Raw genomic sequence first — 17,479 nt, 5'->3', positions numbered from 1 at the left:
GTGCTCCTCCGTATGTTCATCTGCGTTGGTCTCGAAGATGGGCGATGAACGCGGCGACAGCCCTGCGTTCCTCCTCGGTCAAATCTGAGCTGCTCAGCGCATGGTCGAACGTGTTGGCGGCCAGCACGCCGTCTTTCTCGGGGACGACATAGCCGGCCAGCTCCATCAGCGTCGGGTAGGGAATCTCGAGCACCTTCGCGAGGCGGTGCAGGACGTTGGGATTTGGCTGCTGGACATCGCCACCTTCGAGCTTTTGCAGGTAGGCGATCGAGATCTTGGCGGGCTCAGCCACCGCCTTCAACGCCAGCCCACGTATCTGTCGGACCTCACGCAGCTGGTCGCCCAACGCGTTGCCCATATGACTGCCCTCCTTGTGCTATACCACGGTGGTGATAGTACACCACAGTGTTGACGCTGTCGGTAACTTCCACTATGGTGTACGCCAGGTACCACAGTAGGTGGTGCGTCTCCTCGAGAAAGGACAACGGCATGACACGGCACGACACCCAAATCCGATTCACGCTGGACGGTCAGCTCTTCACGACGATTGACGACGACCAAGAGGCCGCCGCGCTGCTGCGGCTAGTCGGACACGACCCGTCCGGATTCGACCTCGGGCGGATCGACGATGAGGGCGACGAGACCTTCTTCCTCGACACCGACATCGTGCGAGTCCATCCCGGTGACAGCTTCATCACCCGACCCACGCTGCATTTCACGATCGACGGCGTGCCATACACCACCCACGACGACGACCAAGAGGTTGCTGCGCTGCTGCGGCTGGCCGGAGTCAACCCCGCCAACCACTACCTGGCGCGCGTGGGCGAGCCCACGCACCTTGATCCAGGCGAACTGGTCAAGATCCATCCCGGAGACTCGTTCGTCACCGTGCGGCACGACAGCCCCGTGGCGTGATGACCACCGCCCGCCACGGCCCGGACCGGTTCTTGGCCGACCTCGCGTGCGGTGGTGTCCCAGCACGTCGGGAAGGCCCCGCCATCATTTATGTGGTCGTTCCGGCGACCGGAGCGCTGGCCGGGGTAAAAATTGACACGGCGGTCAGCGTCAGCGAGTTGCAGTCGTGGCCCACGACGGTCCCGCATTGGCTGCACTTCCGCGAGGCCATCGCCTTCGCGCACACCAACACCGACACCAATGACTGTCTGCCCGGGTGGCGGCGGCATTCTCGCGACATCGGACAATGGGACACCTCCGCTCCACCAGTCCGCGCATGGCTCGCCCATGTTCGCGGCGTTCTGAGCACAGCCACGAAAGCGGACTAAGCGATGAGGCACTCGGTGGCGATGACCGACACGGTGGCTGACCAAGCACGACACCACCTGCTTCGACCAGACGGCCAAGAGGATGTATGCCTGGCCACCTACACTGTCTCCACCGGCAAGCATCGCATCACCTACTTGGTTAATTCCCTTGTGCTGCCAGAAGATGGTGACCGCAAGGTCCACGGCAACGCGTCCTTCACCGGGCGCTATCTCCTGCGCGGTGCTGCCAAGGCCGCCGCCGAAGGGCAGGGGCTGGCCATGTTGCACTCGCACCCCGCAGGCGAAGGTTGGCAGTCACTCAGCAACGCCGACCACGACACAGAACACGGCTATGCCCATATCGCCCACGAATGCACGGGAGGCGCGCTGCTCGGCATGACCCTGGCCGGTGCCGACAACACGTGGTCAGCGCGCATTTGGGGCCGCGGGGAAACGTCGCCTCAGTGGGCTGAGACCGTACGCGTGGTCGGCCCGAAGCTCAAGATGTCATGGAATAACGACTTGCGCCGGCCACCACGGCGAACCGCAGCACAGGTACGCACCATCTCCGCATGGGGGCCTGCGCGCCAAGATGCCATAGCGCGTCTGCGTGTCTTGGTCGTCGGAGTCGGTAGCGTGGGACTCGATGTGGCCCAGCGGCTCGCAGCTACCGGTATTACCGATATCGGCGTCATGGACTACGACGTCATTAAGGAACTCAACCGCGACCGCATGATCGGAGTCACGCGATCTGACGCACGCTGGAGGCGGCACAAGGTAGATGTCGCTCTCAGGCAGATGCGCATCGCAGCAACGACGGACCGCCCGCGGTTCAAGAGATATCGGATGAGTATCTGTACACCGGAGGGTCTTGTCCACGCGCTGGACTACGACGTTATCGTCTCCTGCGTCGACAGGTCTTGGCTGTCAGCGGTCACGCAATTCCCCAGGTTTGAGGGGTTGTCCGTCACGGAATTCCCCACCCTGGCTGTCAGGTAATTCCCCACCCTGGGCGGTGTGTCTGCCGGGTGTGGGCCTCGCACACATGTTCGCTCTTGATCCGTCGGAGTACGGCGGACGAAGGGGCACTGATGGCGAGGAGAGATATCGAGATGTTCGATCTGATCGAGTTGTACACGCATTGGCAGGCTGGTCGCTCACAGGTGCAGTTGTGGCAGTCGCTGGGGATGGATCGTAAGACGATCCGCAAGTATCTGGCCCCGGCGGTCGCCGAGGGCATTGGCCCAGGCGGAGAACCGCTGAGCGCCGAGCAGTGGGCGGCGCGGATCGCGCAGTGGTTTCCCGGACTGGATGATCGCGGCGCGCGGGCATCGACGTGGCCGTTGATCGACCGGCATAGCGACCGGATCAAGGACTGGCTGCACGCCGATGTTACGGTCGCCACGATCGCGCAGCGGCTACGTGACGACCATCAGGTCGACGTGTCGGAGTCCTCTGTGCGGCGTTGGGTGGCAATGAATTTCGCCGATGAGGTGGCTCGTGCTCGGGTGAGCGTGCCGCGCGGCGAAGTGCCGCCGGGCAGCGAAGCGCAGATCGACTACGGCCGGTTAGGAATGTGGCTGAACCCGGCCACAGCCAAGCGAGTCGCAGTGTGGGCGTTTGTCATGGTGCTGTCGTGCTCGCGGCACCTGTTCGTTCGCCCTGTGGTCAGGATGGACCAAACCACCTGGTGCACTTGCCATGTCGAGGCATTCGAATTCTTCAATGGTATTCCGGCCCGGCTGGTGTGCGACAACCTCAAGACCGGGGTGGACAAGCCCGACCTATATGACCCGAAGATCAACCGCACCTACGCCGAGCTGGCCGCCCACTACGACTGCTTGATCGACCCGGCCCGGGCGTTCAAGCCCAAGGACAAACCTCGTGTCGAGCGGCCGATGCCGTATGTGCGGGATTCGTTCTGGCGGGGCCGCGAGTTCACCTCGCTGGCTCAGATGCAGGGCGAGGCGGCCCGGTGGAGCCGGGAGGTGGCCGGGCTACGACATTCACGGGCCCTCGACGGCGGCCAGCCGCTGCGGGTGTTCGAAGCGATCGAGGCCGATACGTTGAAACCGTTGCCGCGCCACGCGTTCGAACTCACCACCTGGTCTATCGGCACCGTGGGGGTCGATACGCACCTCAAGGTCGGCAAGGCCCTCTACAGCGTGCCATGGCGGCTGATCGGGCGGCGCCTGCACGCCCGCACCGCCGGTGACATCGTGCAGATCTTTGCCCACAACGAGGTCGTCGCCACCCATGTGCGGCGGGCCTCGGGCGCTCCACCGACTTCTCCCACTACCCGCCGGAGAAGGTCGCCTTCGCGATGAAAACCCCACCTGGTGTCGGCACACCGCCGCCCAGGTCGGCCCCGCCTGCGAAGCGGTGATCGCCGAATTCATGCGCGACAACGCGATCCACCACCTGCGCTCGGCGCAAGGAGTGCTCGGGCTGCGCGACAAGCACGGCTGTGATCGGCTCGAAGCCGCCTGCGCCTGCGCGATCGCCGTCGGCGACCCGGCGTATCGGACCATCAAGGGCATCCTGGCCGCCGGCACCGAACACGACGCCACCACCGCCGAACCGGCCACCGGCGCCGCCGCCACTACCGCGGCGTTCCTGCGTGGCCCCGACCAGTTCGCCACCGGCGACACCGGCGGAGTCGGCTGAAAGTCACCGGGTCCCGGAATCTGACCGAATCACAACCCACATAAGCTATTTCACAAGGAGAACACGACTTCATGGGTATTTGTGACCCCGCGCTGCGCAACGCGCTGCGCACTCTGAAACTGTCGGGCATGCTTGACACCCTCGACGCCCGGCTAGCCCAGACCCGCAACGGCGACTTCGGGCACCTCGAATTCCTGCAAGCACTGTGCGAGGACGAGATCGCCCGCCGCGAATCGGCCGCCCTGACACGGCGCATCCGCCGCGCGAAGTTCGAAGAACAAGCCACCTTCGAATCCTTCGACTTCTCCGCCAACCCGAAACTGCCCGCCGCCATACTGCGCGACCTGGCCGCGCTGCGCTGGCTCGACGCCGGCGAGTCGGTCATCCTCTACGGACCCGTTGGGGTAGGCAAAACCCATGTGGCACAAGCACTCGGGCATGCTGTAGCCCGACGCGGCGGCGACGTCCGTTTCGCCAAAACCTCTCGGATGCTCGCCGACCTCGCCGGCGGGCACGCCGACCGCAGTTGGGGCCAACGCATCCGCGAATACACCAAACCGCTCGTGTTGATTCTTGATGATTTTGCGATGCGCGAGCACACGACCATGCACGCCGACGACCTCTACGAGCTAATCAACGAACGCGCGGTCAGCGGCAAGCCGCTGATCTTGACCTCCAACCGCGCCCCCAACGACTGGTACGGCCTATTCCCGAACCCGGTCGTCGCCGAATCGCTACTCGACAGGATCATCAACAGCAGCTACCAGATCCTCATGGACGGACCCAGCTACCGGCCCCGCAAACGGCCCGGACGCAGCGTCAGCTAGACAACGCCACCGCGGGCACGGTACACATACCATCGAGGCCCGCACCTGGGGAATTCCGTGACGGCAGCCCTGGGGAATTACGTGACGGTCGACACTTGGCCGCGAGCAATACTCAATACCATCGCCTACGCCGACTTGATCCCCGTCATCGACGGCGGCCTCACCCTAGAGACCTTCCCGGACGGGCAGATGCGCTCAGGCAGCTGGCGCGCTCACACGTTGGTTCCCGGCCGCCCGTGCATGCTCTGCACCCGCCAACTCAACCAAACCGACATCCAGTTGGACCGTCGGGGACTGCTCGACGACCCAACCTATATCGAGCGGTCCGGACGCCAAACTGCCATGGGCGCACCAAATGTCGCCGCCTACGCGGCATCGGTCAGCGCGGCCCTGCTAGCACAGTTCGTCAGCCTGACAGCGCACCCCGGCCATCAAGGTGTCCCAGCACCATTGAGATACGTGCTCACGACCCACAACTTGCACCTCCTAGAAGCCGCCACCGGAGAGCACTGTCAATATGAACTCGACACGGCCATCGGCGATGGCCGTACGCCATGGGGCACGTCTGAATCGACAATTGCCGCGACGGCACGCGGCTGTGGACGCATCTCGCGCACGCGGATCGCCAGAAGCCATCGGATGGCCCCCGACCGGGCCACATAGCATGTTTCCGGCGCGTGTTCGAGTTCTCCACAACCGCACGGTTTTAGGATCGCAACAAAGACGAGAAAGACCCGTCCGCCATTTCGGTGAGGATTCTGCAAGCCTGCAGGTAGAGGCATCGCCGTCCGCCACGCAGTTTGAGAACCTACAGAAGAATAGGCCTCGTAGTTCCGAACTGATTAACGTGAGTTCGATGAATGAACACAACCTTGTGCTGATGCGGCACGCGAAGTCGGCGTATCCAAACGGCGTCGCCGATCACGACCGCCCATTGGCGCCCCGGGGCATCCGAGAGGCCGGTCTGGCCGGTGACTGGTTGCGCGCCAACGTGCCCACGATCGACAGCGTCCTGTGTTCGACGGCGACCCGCGCCCGGGAGACCTTGGCACGCACGGGGATCGAAGCTCCAGCGAATTACAGCGAGCGGCTGTACGGCGCCGCCCCCGGCACCGTGATCGAGGAGATCAACAGGGTTGCAGACGAGGTGAGGACCCTGCTCGTCGTCGGGCACGAGCCGACGATATCCGAGGTGGCGATCATCCTCGCCGGGGCCAACGCCACCGACGAGGAAGCCGCACAACGCATCTCGGCGAAGTTCCCGACGTCAGGAATCGCCGTACTGCGCGTCGCTGGGCGCTGGCAGGACCTCGAAACCGGTGGCGCCGCCCTCGTCACCTTCCACGTGCCGCGAGGCTAAGCGTTGGTGGCCAGCGTCAGCTCCATCAGCTTGATCGCCTGACCGCAGGCGTCGATGCCGGGCGCCTGCGGGTTGACCCACCAGCCGACCACTCCCGCCGCGTCGCTGGCGACGCCGCAGGCGCCGTTGGGATCGCCCGTGCGCATCACGATCGAGTCAATGCCCTGGATGGTGCGGTTCTCGATCTGGTATTTCAGGCCCTCAGCGACCTTGCGCTCGTTGCTCAAACTGCCCTGTTCGAACCAGAACCGGGTGATGTCGATCAGGCCGGCCGGGTTGGCCGCCTGCCACCGGCAGATCGCGCCGACGAACGTGCTCTGGATGTCGAGCGGATCGGCGCCCACCGTCTTGGCCAGGATGTCGGTGGTCAGGACCTCACATTCCTTGAGCAGGTTCGGATACTGCCGTTCGGAATCGTTGTTCCGCGGGACCCCGCCCGAACCCGCCTTCACGGCGTTGCCCGCGATCGACCTCGAACAACCGGTCAACACCACCAGCACGGCGATCAGCGCTGCGACGCCACGCATCCACCGGCTCATTTCGAGTTCGCAATCGATTGGCGGGTCAGTTCTTTGGCTATGTCGCAGGGGGGCGGGAATGGCTTCTGGCTGAAGCTGACCGACCATTCGATGAAGTCGTCGGAGAACTGGATACCGACCTCACACAGCGAGTCACCGAGGCTGGCCTCGCTACCGATGGCGATGAAACCGCTGTGCCCGTTGATGTTGATGTCCTCGACACTGGCACGGGACAGCTCCTCGGTCTTGCGTTCCCGCCCGATGGGGCTGCCGCGGTACCAGGAGAAGGAAAAGTGCGGCCCCGTGATGCCGCCACCCGCCAGCCACTGGCAGCCGACAGAATTCTTGGCGGTGTTGACCAGCCCGGTCACCCTCGTCAGCTGCGTCACGGTCTCGTCGCTGACGCCGCCGCATTGCGGGAAGAAGGGGCCGTGATGGCCTTCGGCGTTGCCGGGCGTCGACGAGATCGTCGCTCCCGGTTTGTTGTCGCCGGAACTAGAGCACCCGGCAACCGCCGGGATCAGAGCCATCAAGGCCACGAACGCCCGAGTCGCCAGGGCCAGCGTCGTCACGTTACGCCGCACCGCTATCCTGCCTGTTGCTGAGCCTGCTGCTGGTCACACGATGCACTGTAGCCGCCGCCCCAGGTGTCAACCACCGACACGCCATCTGATCAGGCATTTCGGCCCAGCCCGCCGACCCGGCGCGAGGGCCGAACTAACCCGCGGCGGGCGCACGCGGTGTGGGACAGTTACCCAATGCTCCTGGCACTGCTGCGCCAGTACATCCGGCCGTACCGTCGTCTGGTCGCGGTGCTCATGGTGCTGCAGTCGATCAACACCATGGCTTCGCTGTACCTGCCGACGGTCAATGCCACGATCATCGACGACGGCGTATCCAAGGGCGACACCGCCACCATCGTCAGGCTCGGCGGGGTGATGCTCGGGGTCGCCGGATTGCAGGTGTTGTGCTCGGTAGGGGCCATCTACTTCGGATCGCGGACCGGTATGGGCTTCGGCCGCGATCTGCGTTCGGCGATCTTCGAACATGTCATCACCTTTTCGGAGCGCGAGACGGCACGGTTCGGTGCGGCAACGCTGTTGACCCGCAGCACCAACGACGTCCGCCAGATCCAGTTCCTGGTTCAGATGACGGGCACCGTGCTGGTCACGGCGCCGATCATGTGCATCGGCGGCATCGTGATGGCCATCCACCAGGAGGCCGCCCTGACGTGGCTGCTGCTGGTGTGCGTTCCGCTCCTGGCCGTGACCAATTACTGGATCATCTCGCACCTGCTGCCGCTCTTCCGCGGCATGCAGAGCATGATCGATGGCATCAATCGGGTGCTGCGCGACCAGCTCTCCGGCGTTCGGGTGGTCCGGGCGTTCACGCGAGAAAGCTTCGAACGGGACAGGTTCGCGCAGGCCAACCTCGCCCTGTCGAACACCTCGCTGAAAGCGGGCAACTGGCAAGCGCTGATGCCGCCGGCGACCTCGCTGATCGTCAACGTGTCGGGTGTCGCGGTGATCTGGTTCGGCGGGCTGCGCATCGACCACGGCCAGATGCAGGTCGGCTCGCTGACCGCCTTCCTGGCCTACCTCGGCCAGATCCTGCTGGCCGTATCGATGGCGACAATGACGCTGATGGTGTTGCCGCGAGCGTCGGTCTGTGCCGAACGGATCAGCGAGGTGCTCTCCACTCGCGCCGCCATCGACAACCCGGAAAATCCCGCGTTCCCGGCGGGTGGCGTCACCGGGGTGGTGCGCTTGGAAGCCGTGACGTTCACGTATCCGGGCGCCGACCGTCCCGTGCTTCAGGACGTCTCGTTCACCGCGTTGCCGGGTACCACCACCGCGATCGTCGGCAGCACCGGTTCGGGCAAGTCCACGCTGGTTTCGTTGATCTGCCGGCTCTACGACGTAACCGCCGGCGCGGTGTCGGTCGACGACCTGGACGTTCGTGACTACCAGACCGAGCGGCTTTGGTCGGCGATCGGTCTGGTGCCCCAGCGTGACTACCTGTTCTCCGGCACCGTCGCGGACAACCTGCGCTACGGCGCGGCCCCGGAACAGGCAGTCACCGACGGACAGATGTGGGAAGCGCTGCGGGTCGCCGCCGCCGACGGATTCGTGCGGGCACACCCCGACGGGCTGCGGATGCGCGTCGCCCAAGGGGGAATCAACTTCTCCGGTGGACAGCGCCAGCGGCTGGCGATCGCCCGGGCCGTCATCCGCCGCCCGGCCATCTATCTGTTCGACGACGCATTCTCCGCACTTGACGTGCACACCGACTCCCGAGTCCGCGCCTCGCTGCGGCAGATATCGGGCGATGCAACAGTTATCGTTGTCACACAACGGATTTCGACTGCCTACCAGGCAGATCAGGTGATCGTGGTCGACGACGGGAAGATCGCCGGCGTGGGTACCCACAAATCGCTGCTGGCCGACTGCGCCATCTACGCGGAATTCGCTGCCTCGCAGTCGATGAGCGCCGGAGTCGGGGGCGCGCCGTGACCGCGGCGATCAGCGCACGGCCCCGCGGCACGGCCTTGCCGCCGACCGCGATGCGGTCGCGCGACTTCTGGGGTTCGGCGTCCCGCCTGGTGAAACGCCTTGCGCCACAGCGTGGGCTGAGCATCGCCGTGATGACGCTGGGCATCTGCGGCACCGTGATCGGGGTTGTCGTTCCGCGAATCCTCGGTCACGCGACCGACCTGCTGTTCAACGGTGTGATCGGGCGAGAGCTGCCGTCGGGCATCACCAAGGCACAGGCCGTCGCCGCAGCCCGGGCCCATGGGAACATCGCCTTCGCCGACCTGCTGGCCGGGATGAACGTGGTGCCGGGCCACGGCGTGGACTTCGACGCGGTGGGCAGTACGCTGGCGCTGGCGCTCGGGCTGTATCTCGTTGCCGCGCTGCTGATTTGGGCGCAGGCGCGACTGCTCAACGTGACCGTGCAGAAAACCATGGTCGCCCTGCGTGCCGATGTCGAGGACAAGCTGCACCGGCTGCCGCTGTCCTACTTCGACGGACGCCAGCGCGGTGAGCTGCTGAGCCGGGTCACCAACGACATCGACAACCTCCAATCGTCGCTGTCGCTGACGGTCAGCCAGCTGGTGACCGCGATTCTGACCGTGGTCACCGTGCTGGCGATGATGGTGTCGATCTCACCGCTGCTGGCGTTGATCACGCTGTTGACGGTGCCGCTCTCCCTGCTGGCGACGCGCGCGATCGCGCGGCGTTCGCGGCGGCTGTTCACGGCGCACTGGACCAGCACCGGACACCTCAACGCCCACATCGAGGAGACCTACAGCGGGTTCACGGTGGTCAAGACGTTCGGCCACCAGGCCGCCGCGCGAGAGCAGTTCCGCAGGCTCAACGATGACGTCTACCGGGCCAGTTTCGGCGCGCAGTTCTTCTCCGGCCTAGTTGGCCCCGCGACGACGTTCATCGGCAACCTCGGCTACGTCGCGGTCGCCGTGGTCGGGGGCCTGCAGGTGGCCACCGGACAAATCACGCTCGGCAGCATCCAGGCATTCATCCAATACGTCCGGCAGTTCAACACGCCGCTGAGTCAGACCACCGCGATCTACAACACCCTGCAGTCCGGGGTGGCCAGCGCCGAGCGGGTGTTCGACCTGCTCGACGAGCCCGAGGAGGTGCCCGACCCCGAGCCGGCCGTCGAGCGAATATTGCGATCGCCCAACGGCCAGGACCCGCTCCGGCGCGGCGACGATGCGGTCACGGATGGCCCGTGGGGGTCCCCCCGCTTGCGGGGGTGGGGGTACCACCCACTTGCGGGGGAAGGAGGCGCGCCATCCAACTTGCGCGGCCGCGTCGAGTTCCGGCACGTGAACTTTGCCTATCACCCCGGCACCCCGGTGATCCGCGATCTGTCGATGCTCGCCGAACCGGGCAGCACCGTGGCGATCGTCGGACCAACCGGAGCGGGCAAGACCACGCTGGTGAACCTGCTGATGCGGTTTTACGAGGTGGATTCCGGCCGAATCCTGATCGACGGGGTTGACATCGCCTCGGTGAGCAGGCAAACGCTCCGGTCGCGTATCGCCATGGTGCTGCAGGACACCTGGCTATTCGACGGGACGATCGCGCAGAACATCGCCTACGGACGGCCCGAGGCCACCGAGGACGAGATCGTGCAAGCCGCCAGGGCCGCCTATGTCGACCGGTTTGTGCACACGCTGCCCGCCGGCTATCAGACTCGGGTCAGCGACGACGGCGGCAACATCAGCGCGGGCGAGAAGCAACTCATCACGATCGCCCGCGCTTTTCTCGCGCGCCCGCAGCTGCTGATCCTGGACGAGGCGACCAGCTCCGTCGACACCCGCACCGAGGTGCTCATTGCGCACGCAATGTGCGAGCTTCGCCGGGACCGAACGAGTTTCATTATCGCGCACCGCCTTTCGACGATCCGCGATGCCGACCGCATCGTGGTGGTGGAGGACGGCAGGATCCTCGAACAGGGCAACCACACCGAACTGCTGGCGCGTCGCGGTGCCTATTACGAGATGGCCCAGGCCGCGACTTAGAAAGAAGTTGTTGAGGATCCTCCAAGGGGCCGACCGGAGGCTGAGATCGTCCCGGGCCAACCCCACCAGCAAAGGATCACGACAATGTTCTCACCCCGCCTCACCGCAGCTCTGTCCACCGCAGTCGGCGCCGCCGCCGTCGGTCTTGCCGTGGCTACCGCCGGCGCCGCCTCGGCCGGCACCGCCGACGCGACGTTCATCTCACAGATGGAGTCGGTCGGCGTCACGTTCTCCTCGCCTGAGGCCGCCGTACAAGCGGGTCACCAGGTGTGCACGGAGCTGGCCGCCGGCGAAACCGGAAGCCAGATCGGCGCCGAAATCGTCAGCCAGACCGACCTCACGCCGAAACAGGCGGCCTACTTCGTGGTCTACGCGACCAAGGCATACTGCCCGCAGTACGCCAGCCAGCTCGCGTAAGCCCCACAGGCCAGGACGTGGGGATCCCGTCACGGGGATCCCCACGTCGCTTTTCGGGTCGGGGGTCGGGCGGCCCCCATCGCGTTGGGCAAACCCTTCCACCCGCACGTTCGGCTCATTAGGCTCAGTACCCGGCTATCGATGCTGCTGCGCCGAGACCTCGACGCAGCAAACAGCTGTGGGCCAACTGAAGGAGATGTTGATGAAGCTTTCGCTTCGCACCGCAGTCGCTGCCACGGCCGCGACGCTTGCCGTCACGCTCGCGATCGGCGGTTGCTCAAGCAATTCGGGCCCCGGCGCCGGGAAATCGGGCACCGGCGTCGTCGCTCCCAATGGCGACGCGGCGACGCTGCTCAAACAGGCGGCCGAAGCCATGCGCAAGGTCACCGGGATGCATGTGAGCCTGGCAGTGAAGGGCAACGTGCCCAACCTTCGGGTGACCAAGCTGGACGGCGACGTCTCCAACACCCCACAGACCGTCGCCACCGGTAATGCGACACTGCTCGTCGGCAACAACAGCCAGGACGCGAAATTCGTCTATGTCGACGGCCACCTGTACTCCGATCTCGGACAACCCGGAACGTATACCGATTTCGGCAACGGCGCCTCGATCTACAACGTGTCGGTGCTCCTCGACCCCAACAAGGGCTTGGCCAACCTATTGGCCAACCTCAAGGACGCGGCGGTGGCCGGCACCGAGCAGGTGAACGGCGTCGCGACCACCAAGATCACCGGAAACTCGTCCGCCGACAACATCGCGACGCTTGCCGGCACGCGTTTGACCTCCGAGAACGTCTCGACGGTGCCCACCACGGTCTGGATCGCTTCGGACGGATCCTCCCACCTCGTCCAGATCCAGATCGTCCCGACTCCTGACACCTCGGTGACGCTGACGATGTCCGATTGGGGCAAGCAGGTCACCGCAACCAAACCGGTCTAGCCGCCGGCGTGGGCGTCACAGCAGTTCGCTGCAACCTGTTGAAACCGCCGGACCGCCGGCACTCGGAAAGGACTCACCAATGACGATCATTACCCGTCGGCGGCGGTTAGCGGTGGCCGTCGCAAGCATGGCCACCGCCACCGCGATGACCCTTGGGCTCGCCCCCGAGGCGACCGCCGCCGATCAATATGGCGCGATTGCCTACTCCGGCAATGGCTCATGGGGCCGATCGTGGGACTACCCAACCAGAGCGGCGGCCGAGGCCACCGCCGTCAAAGGTTGCGGCTACTCGGACTGCAAGGTCCTCACCAGCTTCACCGGCTGTGGCGCCGTGGCCGCGAATGGCAAGGCCTACCAAGGGGGTGTTGGGCCCGACCTGCCCACCGCGATGAAGGACGCCTTGACCAAACTCGGCGGAGGCTACATCGACACCTGGGCCTGCAACTAAAGTCCTGAAAGTCGCCGGCGCGGGTGCTCGCACCCGGGCGCCGGTCACTCCAAGGATTCGTAGAGATAACAAAAGGTCAACGTCTGAACCTTTTCTCAACACCCACTCCGCACGAGCGGAAACGAGAAAAGGACCAGACCGTGAAGACCATCAAGATTGCCACCCTCGCCAAGACCGCCGTCTTCGCAGCCGTCGCTGGTGCCGTCGCACTCGGGCTGGCCGGCCCGGCCGGCGCAGCCGCGGGCACCATGCACGGCGACCCCGCCGCCGCCGCCCAGTGGTGGCGTCATCAGAAGTACGACGACTGCGTCATCATGGCGAGCGCCGACGTGATCGGTCAGATGACCGGGAAGGAGCCCTCGGAGCGGGCCATCATCAAGAAGGCCCAATCCACCCCCAGCGCCATCCACCCCGGCTCGATCTACATCAAGCCGGCTGACACCACGAACCCGAACTCGGGCATGGGCACGATGTTCGCCGACGTGCCGACGCTGTTGAAGCAGTACAACATCGACGCCGTCATCAGCAACAAAGACCACGCCGCAGAGACCGGCGTCCCCGCCGGCATCGAGGGAGTCGAGGCGCTGCTGGACGGCGGCCACGCGGTGATCGTGAGCGTCAACGCCGAAATGATCTGGGGCGAGCCCATCGAGTCCAAGGACGACGACGGCAACCCGGTGTCCGACCACGCCGTGGTGGTGACCGGTGTGGACACCGCCAACAACGTCGTGCACCTCAACGACAGCGGCAACCCCGAGGGCCGCGACGAGCAGATCCCCATGGAGCTGTTCATGAAGGCGTGGGAGACCAGCCACGAGCTGGTGGTCACCACGACCGGAACCATCGCCCATTGATGCATCGATCGCGATCGGCGGGCGGCCACCCGGTGCAATCGCGCCGGGTCGGCCGCCCGCAGATCGCGTGTTCCGCTGAGCATCAGGGCAATTCGCGCGACGAGCCGACAATCACCTTGGCAGGGCCAGCATTTCAGTCGTCTCGGAGGGACCCGCACCACCGCGCCGCGACACGTCAGCGCGCCGGCAGCGGGGCGTCCATGGGAGTGCGGCCAGGATACCGACGTGCCGGAATCCTCGGTTCTTACCGAATTCCCGCACTTCGTATGACAATGAACAACCGACGGCACATCAGAGGACCCGGAATGGCTGGTAGCGCGACAGTGGACAAACGTCTCGACCTCGGCCTGCTTGGGCCGTTGGAGATGAGCATCGACGGCACCCTGGTGCCGTTGGGCACCCCCAAACAGCGGGCGGTGCTGGCCATGCTGGTAATCAACCGCAACAGACCCGTCGGGGTCGAAACGCTTACCACCGCCCTATGGGAGGACTGGCCTCCGTCGGGGGCAAGGGCCAGCATCCACTCCTACGTGTCCAATCTGCGAAAGCTCCTGAGCGGCGCCGGGATCGACCCCCGAGCGGTATTGGCCGCGGCGCCACCGGGGTACCGACTCAGCATCCCCGACAGTAGTTGCGATCTCGGCCGATTCATCGCGGAGAAGACCGCGGGCGTGCACGCGGCCGCGGCCGGCCGATTCGAACAGGCCAGCCGGCATCTGTCGGCCGCGTTGGCGCAGTGGCGCGGCCCGGTGCTCGACGACCTGCGCGACTTTCAGTTCGTCGACGCCTTCGCCACCGCCCTCGTCGAGGACAAGATTCTCGCCCACACCGCCAAGGCGGAAGCCGAAATCGCTTGTGGACGGGCCTCCGCCGTGATCGTCGAATTGGAAGGGCTGACGGCCGAGCACCCTTACCGCGAGCCGCTGTGGACGCAACTGATCACCGCCTACTACCTCACCGACCGCCAGTCCGACGCGCTGGGCGCCTACCGCCGGGTGAAAACAACGCTCGCCGAGGACCTCGGCATCGACCCTGGCCCGACCTTGCGGGCACTGAACGAGCGGATCCTGCGCCAGGAACCGCTGGACGCCAAGAAAACCGCCAAGACCACCGCCGTCGGCACCGTCACGGTGCTCGACCAGCGCACCCGGGCCGCCGGCGAGAAGGTCGTCGCGTACCTGCACGAAACCTCCGGCCCCAGCTACCCGCTGCAATCGGTGGCTACCCGGATCGGGCGTCTGCACGACAACGACATCGTCCTCGACGACGCGAACGTCAGCCGCCATCACGCCGTCATCATCGACACGGGCACCAACTTCATCATCAACGACCTTCGGTCATCGAACGGCGTGCATGTGCAACACCAGCGGATCCGCTCCACCGCCACGCTCAACGATGGCGACCACATCCGCATCTGCGATCACGAATTCACCTTCCAGATCACGCCGGGGACTGAAACACGGTGGGTGTGACTTCGGCGCAATGCTTTTCGGCGCCGGACGCTTCCGGGCGCACGCCCGTCGTAATGTGGCGGTTTTCGCGCGCTCGCGTCGACGAAGGCTTAGCGTCATGATTACCGTCATGGTTGCCGGACCTGGTGGTTGCGGCCGATGCGACGCTGTGCGGCTGTTGATAGTGTCGGCGGGGACGCGGGTTGGTTGGGAGGATCGTCGATGAGCGACGCGCAGAGCTCGCGGGTAGGCTCGATGTTTGGGCCGTACCACCTCAAACGGCTGCTCGGCCGGGGCGGGATGGGCGAGGTCTACGAGGCCGAGCACACCGTCAAGGAGTGGCCGTGCGCGGTCAAGCTGATGACCGCGGAGTTCAGCAAGGACCCGGTGTTCCGCGAGCGGATGAAGCGCGAGGCCCGCATCGCCGGGCGTTTGCAGGAACCCCACGTGGTGCCCATCCACGACTACGGCGAAATCGACGGGCAGATGTTCCTGGAGATGCGCCTCATCGAGGGCACCGACCTGGACAGCATGCTCAAACGGTTCGGGCCGCTGACCCCGCCGCGCGCGGTGGCGATCATCACCCAGATCGCCTCGGCCCTTGACGCCGCCCACGCCGCCGGCGTGATGCACCGCGACGTCAAACCACCCAACGTCCTGGTCACCCGCGACGACTTCGCCTATCTGGTCGATTTCGGCATCGCCAGCGCCACCACCGACGAGAAGCTGACCCAGTTGGGCACCGCGGTGGGCACCTGGAAATACATGGCGCCCGAACGGTTTTCCTCCGACGAGGTGACCTACCGCGCCGACATCTACGCGCTGGCCTGTGTGCTCTACGAGTGCCTGACCGGCGCCCCGCCCTATCGCGCCGACAGCGCGACCACGCTGGTCACCGCCCACCTGATGGACCCCGTCCCGCAGCCCAGTGCGGTGCGCTCGGGCATCCCCAAGGCCTTCGACGCGGTGATCGCGCGCGGTATGGCCAAAAAGCCCGAGGACCGCTACGCCAGCGCCGGTGATCTGGCCCGGGCGGCCCACGAAGCGCTCAGCGACCCCGACCAAGACCACGCCGCCGACATCCTGCGCCGCAGCCGGGAATCCACTCTGCCCGGCACGGCCGCCGTGACCCCCCAGCAGCCAACCCTTCCCGCCACCACCCCGCCCCCGCAGTACTCGCCAACGCCTTCCTACGCCGACGCGGCCAGTTCGGGGCCCCTGCAGCGCTCGTCGCCATCCGGCCAACCCTCCTGGGCCCCCGCGAGCGGCCCCATGCCCGCCGCGAGCCAGGTCCCCCAGCCCCCGCAGTACTTCCAGGGCGGCGGCTGGGGCGGCACGCCACCGGGCACACCGCCACCACAGCAGCCGGGTGGCCCAACATCCTGGAATCACGCTCCGGCGCCGCGTGGTCGCAACCCGTGGCCCATCATTGCCGGCGCCGCCGCGCTGGTGGTCGTTCTCATCCTCGCGGGCATAGGCATCTGGATCGCCGTCAGCCCCGACCACCCAACCCCGACGGCGGGTGAGACCACCACCAACGTCCCCACGACCACGACCAGGCCGTCGACCTCCACGACGGCGCCCACCACGACCACGTCAAGCGGCGGCGATCCCCAGAGCAGGCTGCTCAGCCTGCTCCCGTCGGGATACGCGAGCGGCGCGTGCACGCCGACCACTCCGAAGCCAAACAGCATTTGGGTGAACGCGGTGGCCATGGTCGACTGTGGGCAAAACACCAACCCGGGCGGCCCGAGTCGCGCCGTCTACGGGCTGTTCGCCAATCCCGACATGCTGAAGCAGGCCTTCAACGACGACATCGCCGCCGTGCAGCTGATGAATTGTCCCGGGGAAGGACCGTCCCCGGATGGCTGGCACTACGACAAGACCCCTACGGTGACCGCCGGCATGATCGCGTGCGGCACCTACAAGAACCATCCGAACGTGATTTGGAGCAATGAGGCAAAGCTGATGCTCAGCGATGTCTTCGGCGACCCCGCCACGATCGAGGAACTGCACGTCTGGTGGCAGAAATACGGCTGATCTGGTTGCACTGCAGGGCCCACTGATGGCCGGCCAATTCCGATATGCGTTGGCCGACTTCGGATCTGGCCTGTCAGCCCGTCGCAGGGTCTTCGACAATCCTCATTCGGCGGCAGGCTCGGGACACTAGGAAGATGCAGCGGAGG

At 65.6% G+C, this 17,479-nt stretch carries 17 protein-coding genes and 1 pseudogene; 15 read left to right on the top strand and 3 right to left on the bottom strand.

The window, feature by feature from the left end; translation table 11 throughout:
- Positions 1 to 16 precede the first annotated feature (16 nt).
- Positions 17 to 358: a helix-turn-helix domain-containing protein gene (locus G6N24_RS04505; RefSeq protein WP_085162309.1), complete on the bottom strand. Its 342-nt coding sequence runs from the start codon at positions 356 to 358 to the stop codon at positions 17 to 19.
- Between the two features lie 131 nt (positions 359 to 489).
- Here G6N24_RS04505 and G6N24_RS04500 point away from each other — a divergent pair, with 131 nt between their 5' ends.
- The 7 genes and pseudogenes from G6N24_RS04500 to G6N24_RS04470 all read left to right on the top strand — a co-directional run bounded on the left by G6N24_RS04500 (position 490) and on the right by G6N24_RS04470 (position 6,116).
- Entirely contained in the window at positions 490 to 915 is a 426-nt protein-coding gene (locus tag G6N24_RS04500) for a hypothetical protein (RefSeq protein ID WP_085162310.1), read from the top strand.
- Positions 915 to 1,283 (top strand): hypothetical protein, encoded by a 369-nt coding sequence (locus G6N24_RS04495; RefSeq protein WP_085162311.1) that lies wholly within the window; start codon positions 915 to 917, stop codon positions 1,281 to 1,283. Before G6N24_RS04500 ends, G6N24_RS04495 begins: the two co-directional genes overlap by 1 nt.
- A 21-nt stretch (positions 1,284 to 1,304) precedes the next feature.
- Complete coding sequence (locus tag G6N24_RS04490) at positions 1,305 to 2,261, top strand: ThiF family adenylyltransferase (protein ID WP_232070769.1); 957 nt, start codon at positions 1,305 to 1,307, stop codon at positions 2,259 to 2,261.
- A gap of 113 nt (positions 2,262 to 2,374) precedes the next feature.
- Positions 2,375 to 3,929, top strand: a pseudogene (gene istA / locus G6N24_RS04485) (IS21 family transposase).
- Between the two features lie 71 nt (positions 3,930 to 4,000).
- Entirely contained in the window at positions 4,001 to 4,756 is a 756-nt protein-coding gene (gene istB / locus G6N24_RS04480; RefSeq protein ID WP_085161386.1) for an IS21-like element helper ATPase IstB, read from the top strand.
- Positions 4,757 to 4,813: 57 nt separating this feature from the next.
- Positions 4,814 to 5,419, top strand: coding sequence for a hypothetical protein (locus tag G6N24_RS04475; RefSeq protein ID WP_139822484.1), 606 nt, complete (start codon positions 4,814 to 4,816; stop codon positions 5,417 to 5,419).
- Positions 5,420 to 5,612: 193 nt separating this feature from the next.
- Positions 5,613 to 6,116: a SixA phosphatase family protein gene (locus tag G6N24_RS04470; RefSeq protein WP_085161773.1), complete on the top strand. Its 504-nt coding sequence runs from the start codon at positions 5,613 to 5,615 to the stop codon at positions 6,114 to 6,116.
- Here the strand turns inward: G6N24_RS04470 and G6N24_RS04465 are convergent.
- Both G6N24_RS04465 and G6N24_RS04460 read right to left on the bottom strand, forming a co-directional pair.
- Complete coding sequence (locus G6N24_RS04465; protein WP_139822485.1) at positions 6,113 to 6,655, bottom strand: DUF3558 domain-containing protein; 543 nt, start codon at positions 6,653 to 6,655, stop codon at positions 6,113 to 6,115. The genes G6N24_RS04470 and G6N24_RS04465 overlap by 4 nt on opposite strands.
- Entirely contained in the window at positions 6,652 to 7,218 is a 567-nt protein-coding gene (locus G6N24_RS04460) for a DUF3558 domain-containing protein (protein WP_085161775.1), read from the bottom strand. The genes G6N24_RS04465 and G6N24_RS04460 overlap by 4 nt, the downstream gene beginning before the upstream one ends.
- A gap of 174 nt (positions 7,219 to 7,392) precedes the next feature.
- On the opposite strand from G6N24_RS04460, the gene G6N24_RS04455 reads away from it, so the two are divergent.
- The 8 genes from G6N24_RS04455 to G6N24_RS04420 all read left to right on the top strand — a co-directional run bounded on the left by G6N24_RS04455 (position 7,393) and on the right by G6N24_RS04420 (position 17,333).
- Entirely contained in the window at positions 7,393 to 9,147 is a 1,755-nt protein-coding gene (locus G6N24_RS04455) for an ABC transporter ATP-binding protein (protein WP_085161776.1), read from the top strand.
- A complete protein-coding gene (locus tag G6N24_RS04450; RefSeq protein ID WP_085161777.1) occupies positions 9,144 to 11,183 on the top strand; it encodes an ABC transporter ATP-binding protein in 2,040 nt (679 codons plus the stop codon). The genes G6N24_RS04455 and G6N24_RS04450 overlap by 4 nt, the downstream gene beginning before the upstream one ends.
- A gap of 84 nt (positions 11,184 to 11,267) precedes the next feature.
- Positions 11,268 to 11,600, top strand: coding sequence for a DUF732 domain-containing protein (locus G6N24_RS04445; RefSeq protein WP_085161778.1), 333 nt, complete (start codon positions 11,268 to 11,270; stop codon positions 11,598 to 11,600).
- Positions 11,601 to 11,802: 202 nt separating this feature from the next.
- Positions 11,803 to 12,540 carry an LppX_LprAFG lipoprotein gene (locus tag G6N24_RS04440; protein ID WP_085161802.1) on the top strand — a complete coding sequence of 246 codons (738 nt, stop codon included), beginning with the start codon at positions 11,803 to 11,805 and terminating at the stop codon, positions 12,538 to 12,540.
- Positions 12,541 to 12,619: 79 nt separating this feature from the next.
- Positions 12,620 to 12,988, top strand: a complete 369-nt coding sequence (locus G6N24_RS04435; protein WP_085161779.1) for a DUF4189 domain-containing protein — start codon at positions 12,620 to 12,622, stop codon at positions 12,986 to 12,988.
- A 140-nt stretch (positions 12,989 to 13,128) separates the two neighbouring features.
- Positions 13,129 to 13,842: a C39 family peptidase gene (locus G6N24_RS04430; protein WP_085161780.1), complete on the top strand. Its 714-nt coding sequence runs from the start codon at positions 13,129 to 13,131 to the stop codon at positions 13,840 to 13,842.
- A 305-nt stretch (positions 13,843 to 14,147) separates the two neighbouring features.
- Positions 14,148 to 15,314 carry an ATPase/transcriptional regulator EmbR gene (gene embR, locus G6N24_RS04425; protein ID WP_085161781.1) on the top strand — a complete coding sequence of 389 codons (1,167 nt, stop codon included), beginning with the start codon at positions 14,148 to 14,150 and terminating at the stop codon, positions 15,312 to 15,314.
- Between the two features lie 201 nt (positions 15,315 to 15,515).
- Complete coding sequence (locus tag G6N24_RS04420) at positions 15,516 to 17,333, top strand: serine/threonine-protein kinase (protein WP_085161782.1); 1,818 nt, start codon at positions 15,516 to 15,518, stop codon at positions 17,331 to 17,333.
- Positions 17,334 to 17,479 lie beyond the last annotated feature (146 nt).

Source organism: Mycobacterium lacus, from assembly GCF_010731535.1.
In the GTDB taxonomy this organism is placed as follows: domain Bacteria; phylum Actinomycetota; class Actinomycetes; order Mycobacteriales; family Mycobacteriaceae; genus Mycobacterium; species Mycobacterium lacus.
This window is presented reverse-complemented; position numbering and strand designations above follow the sequence as displayed.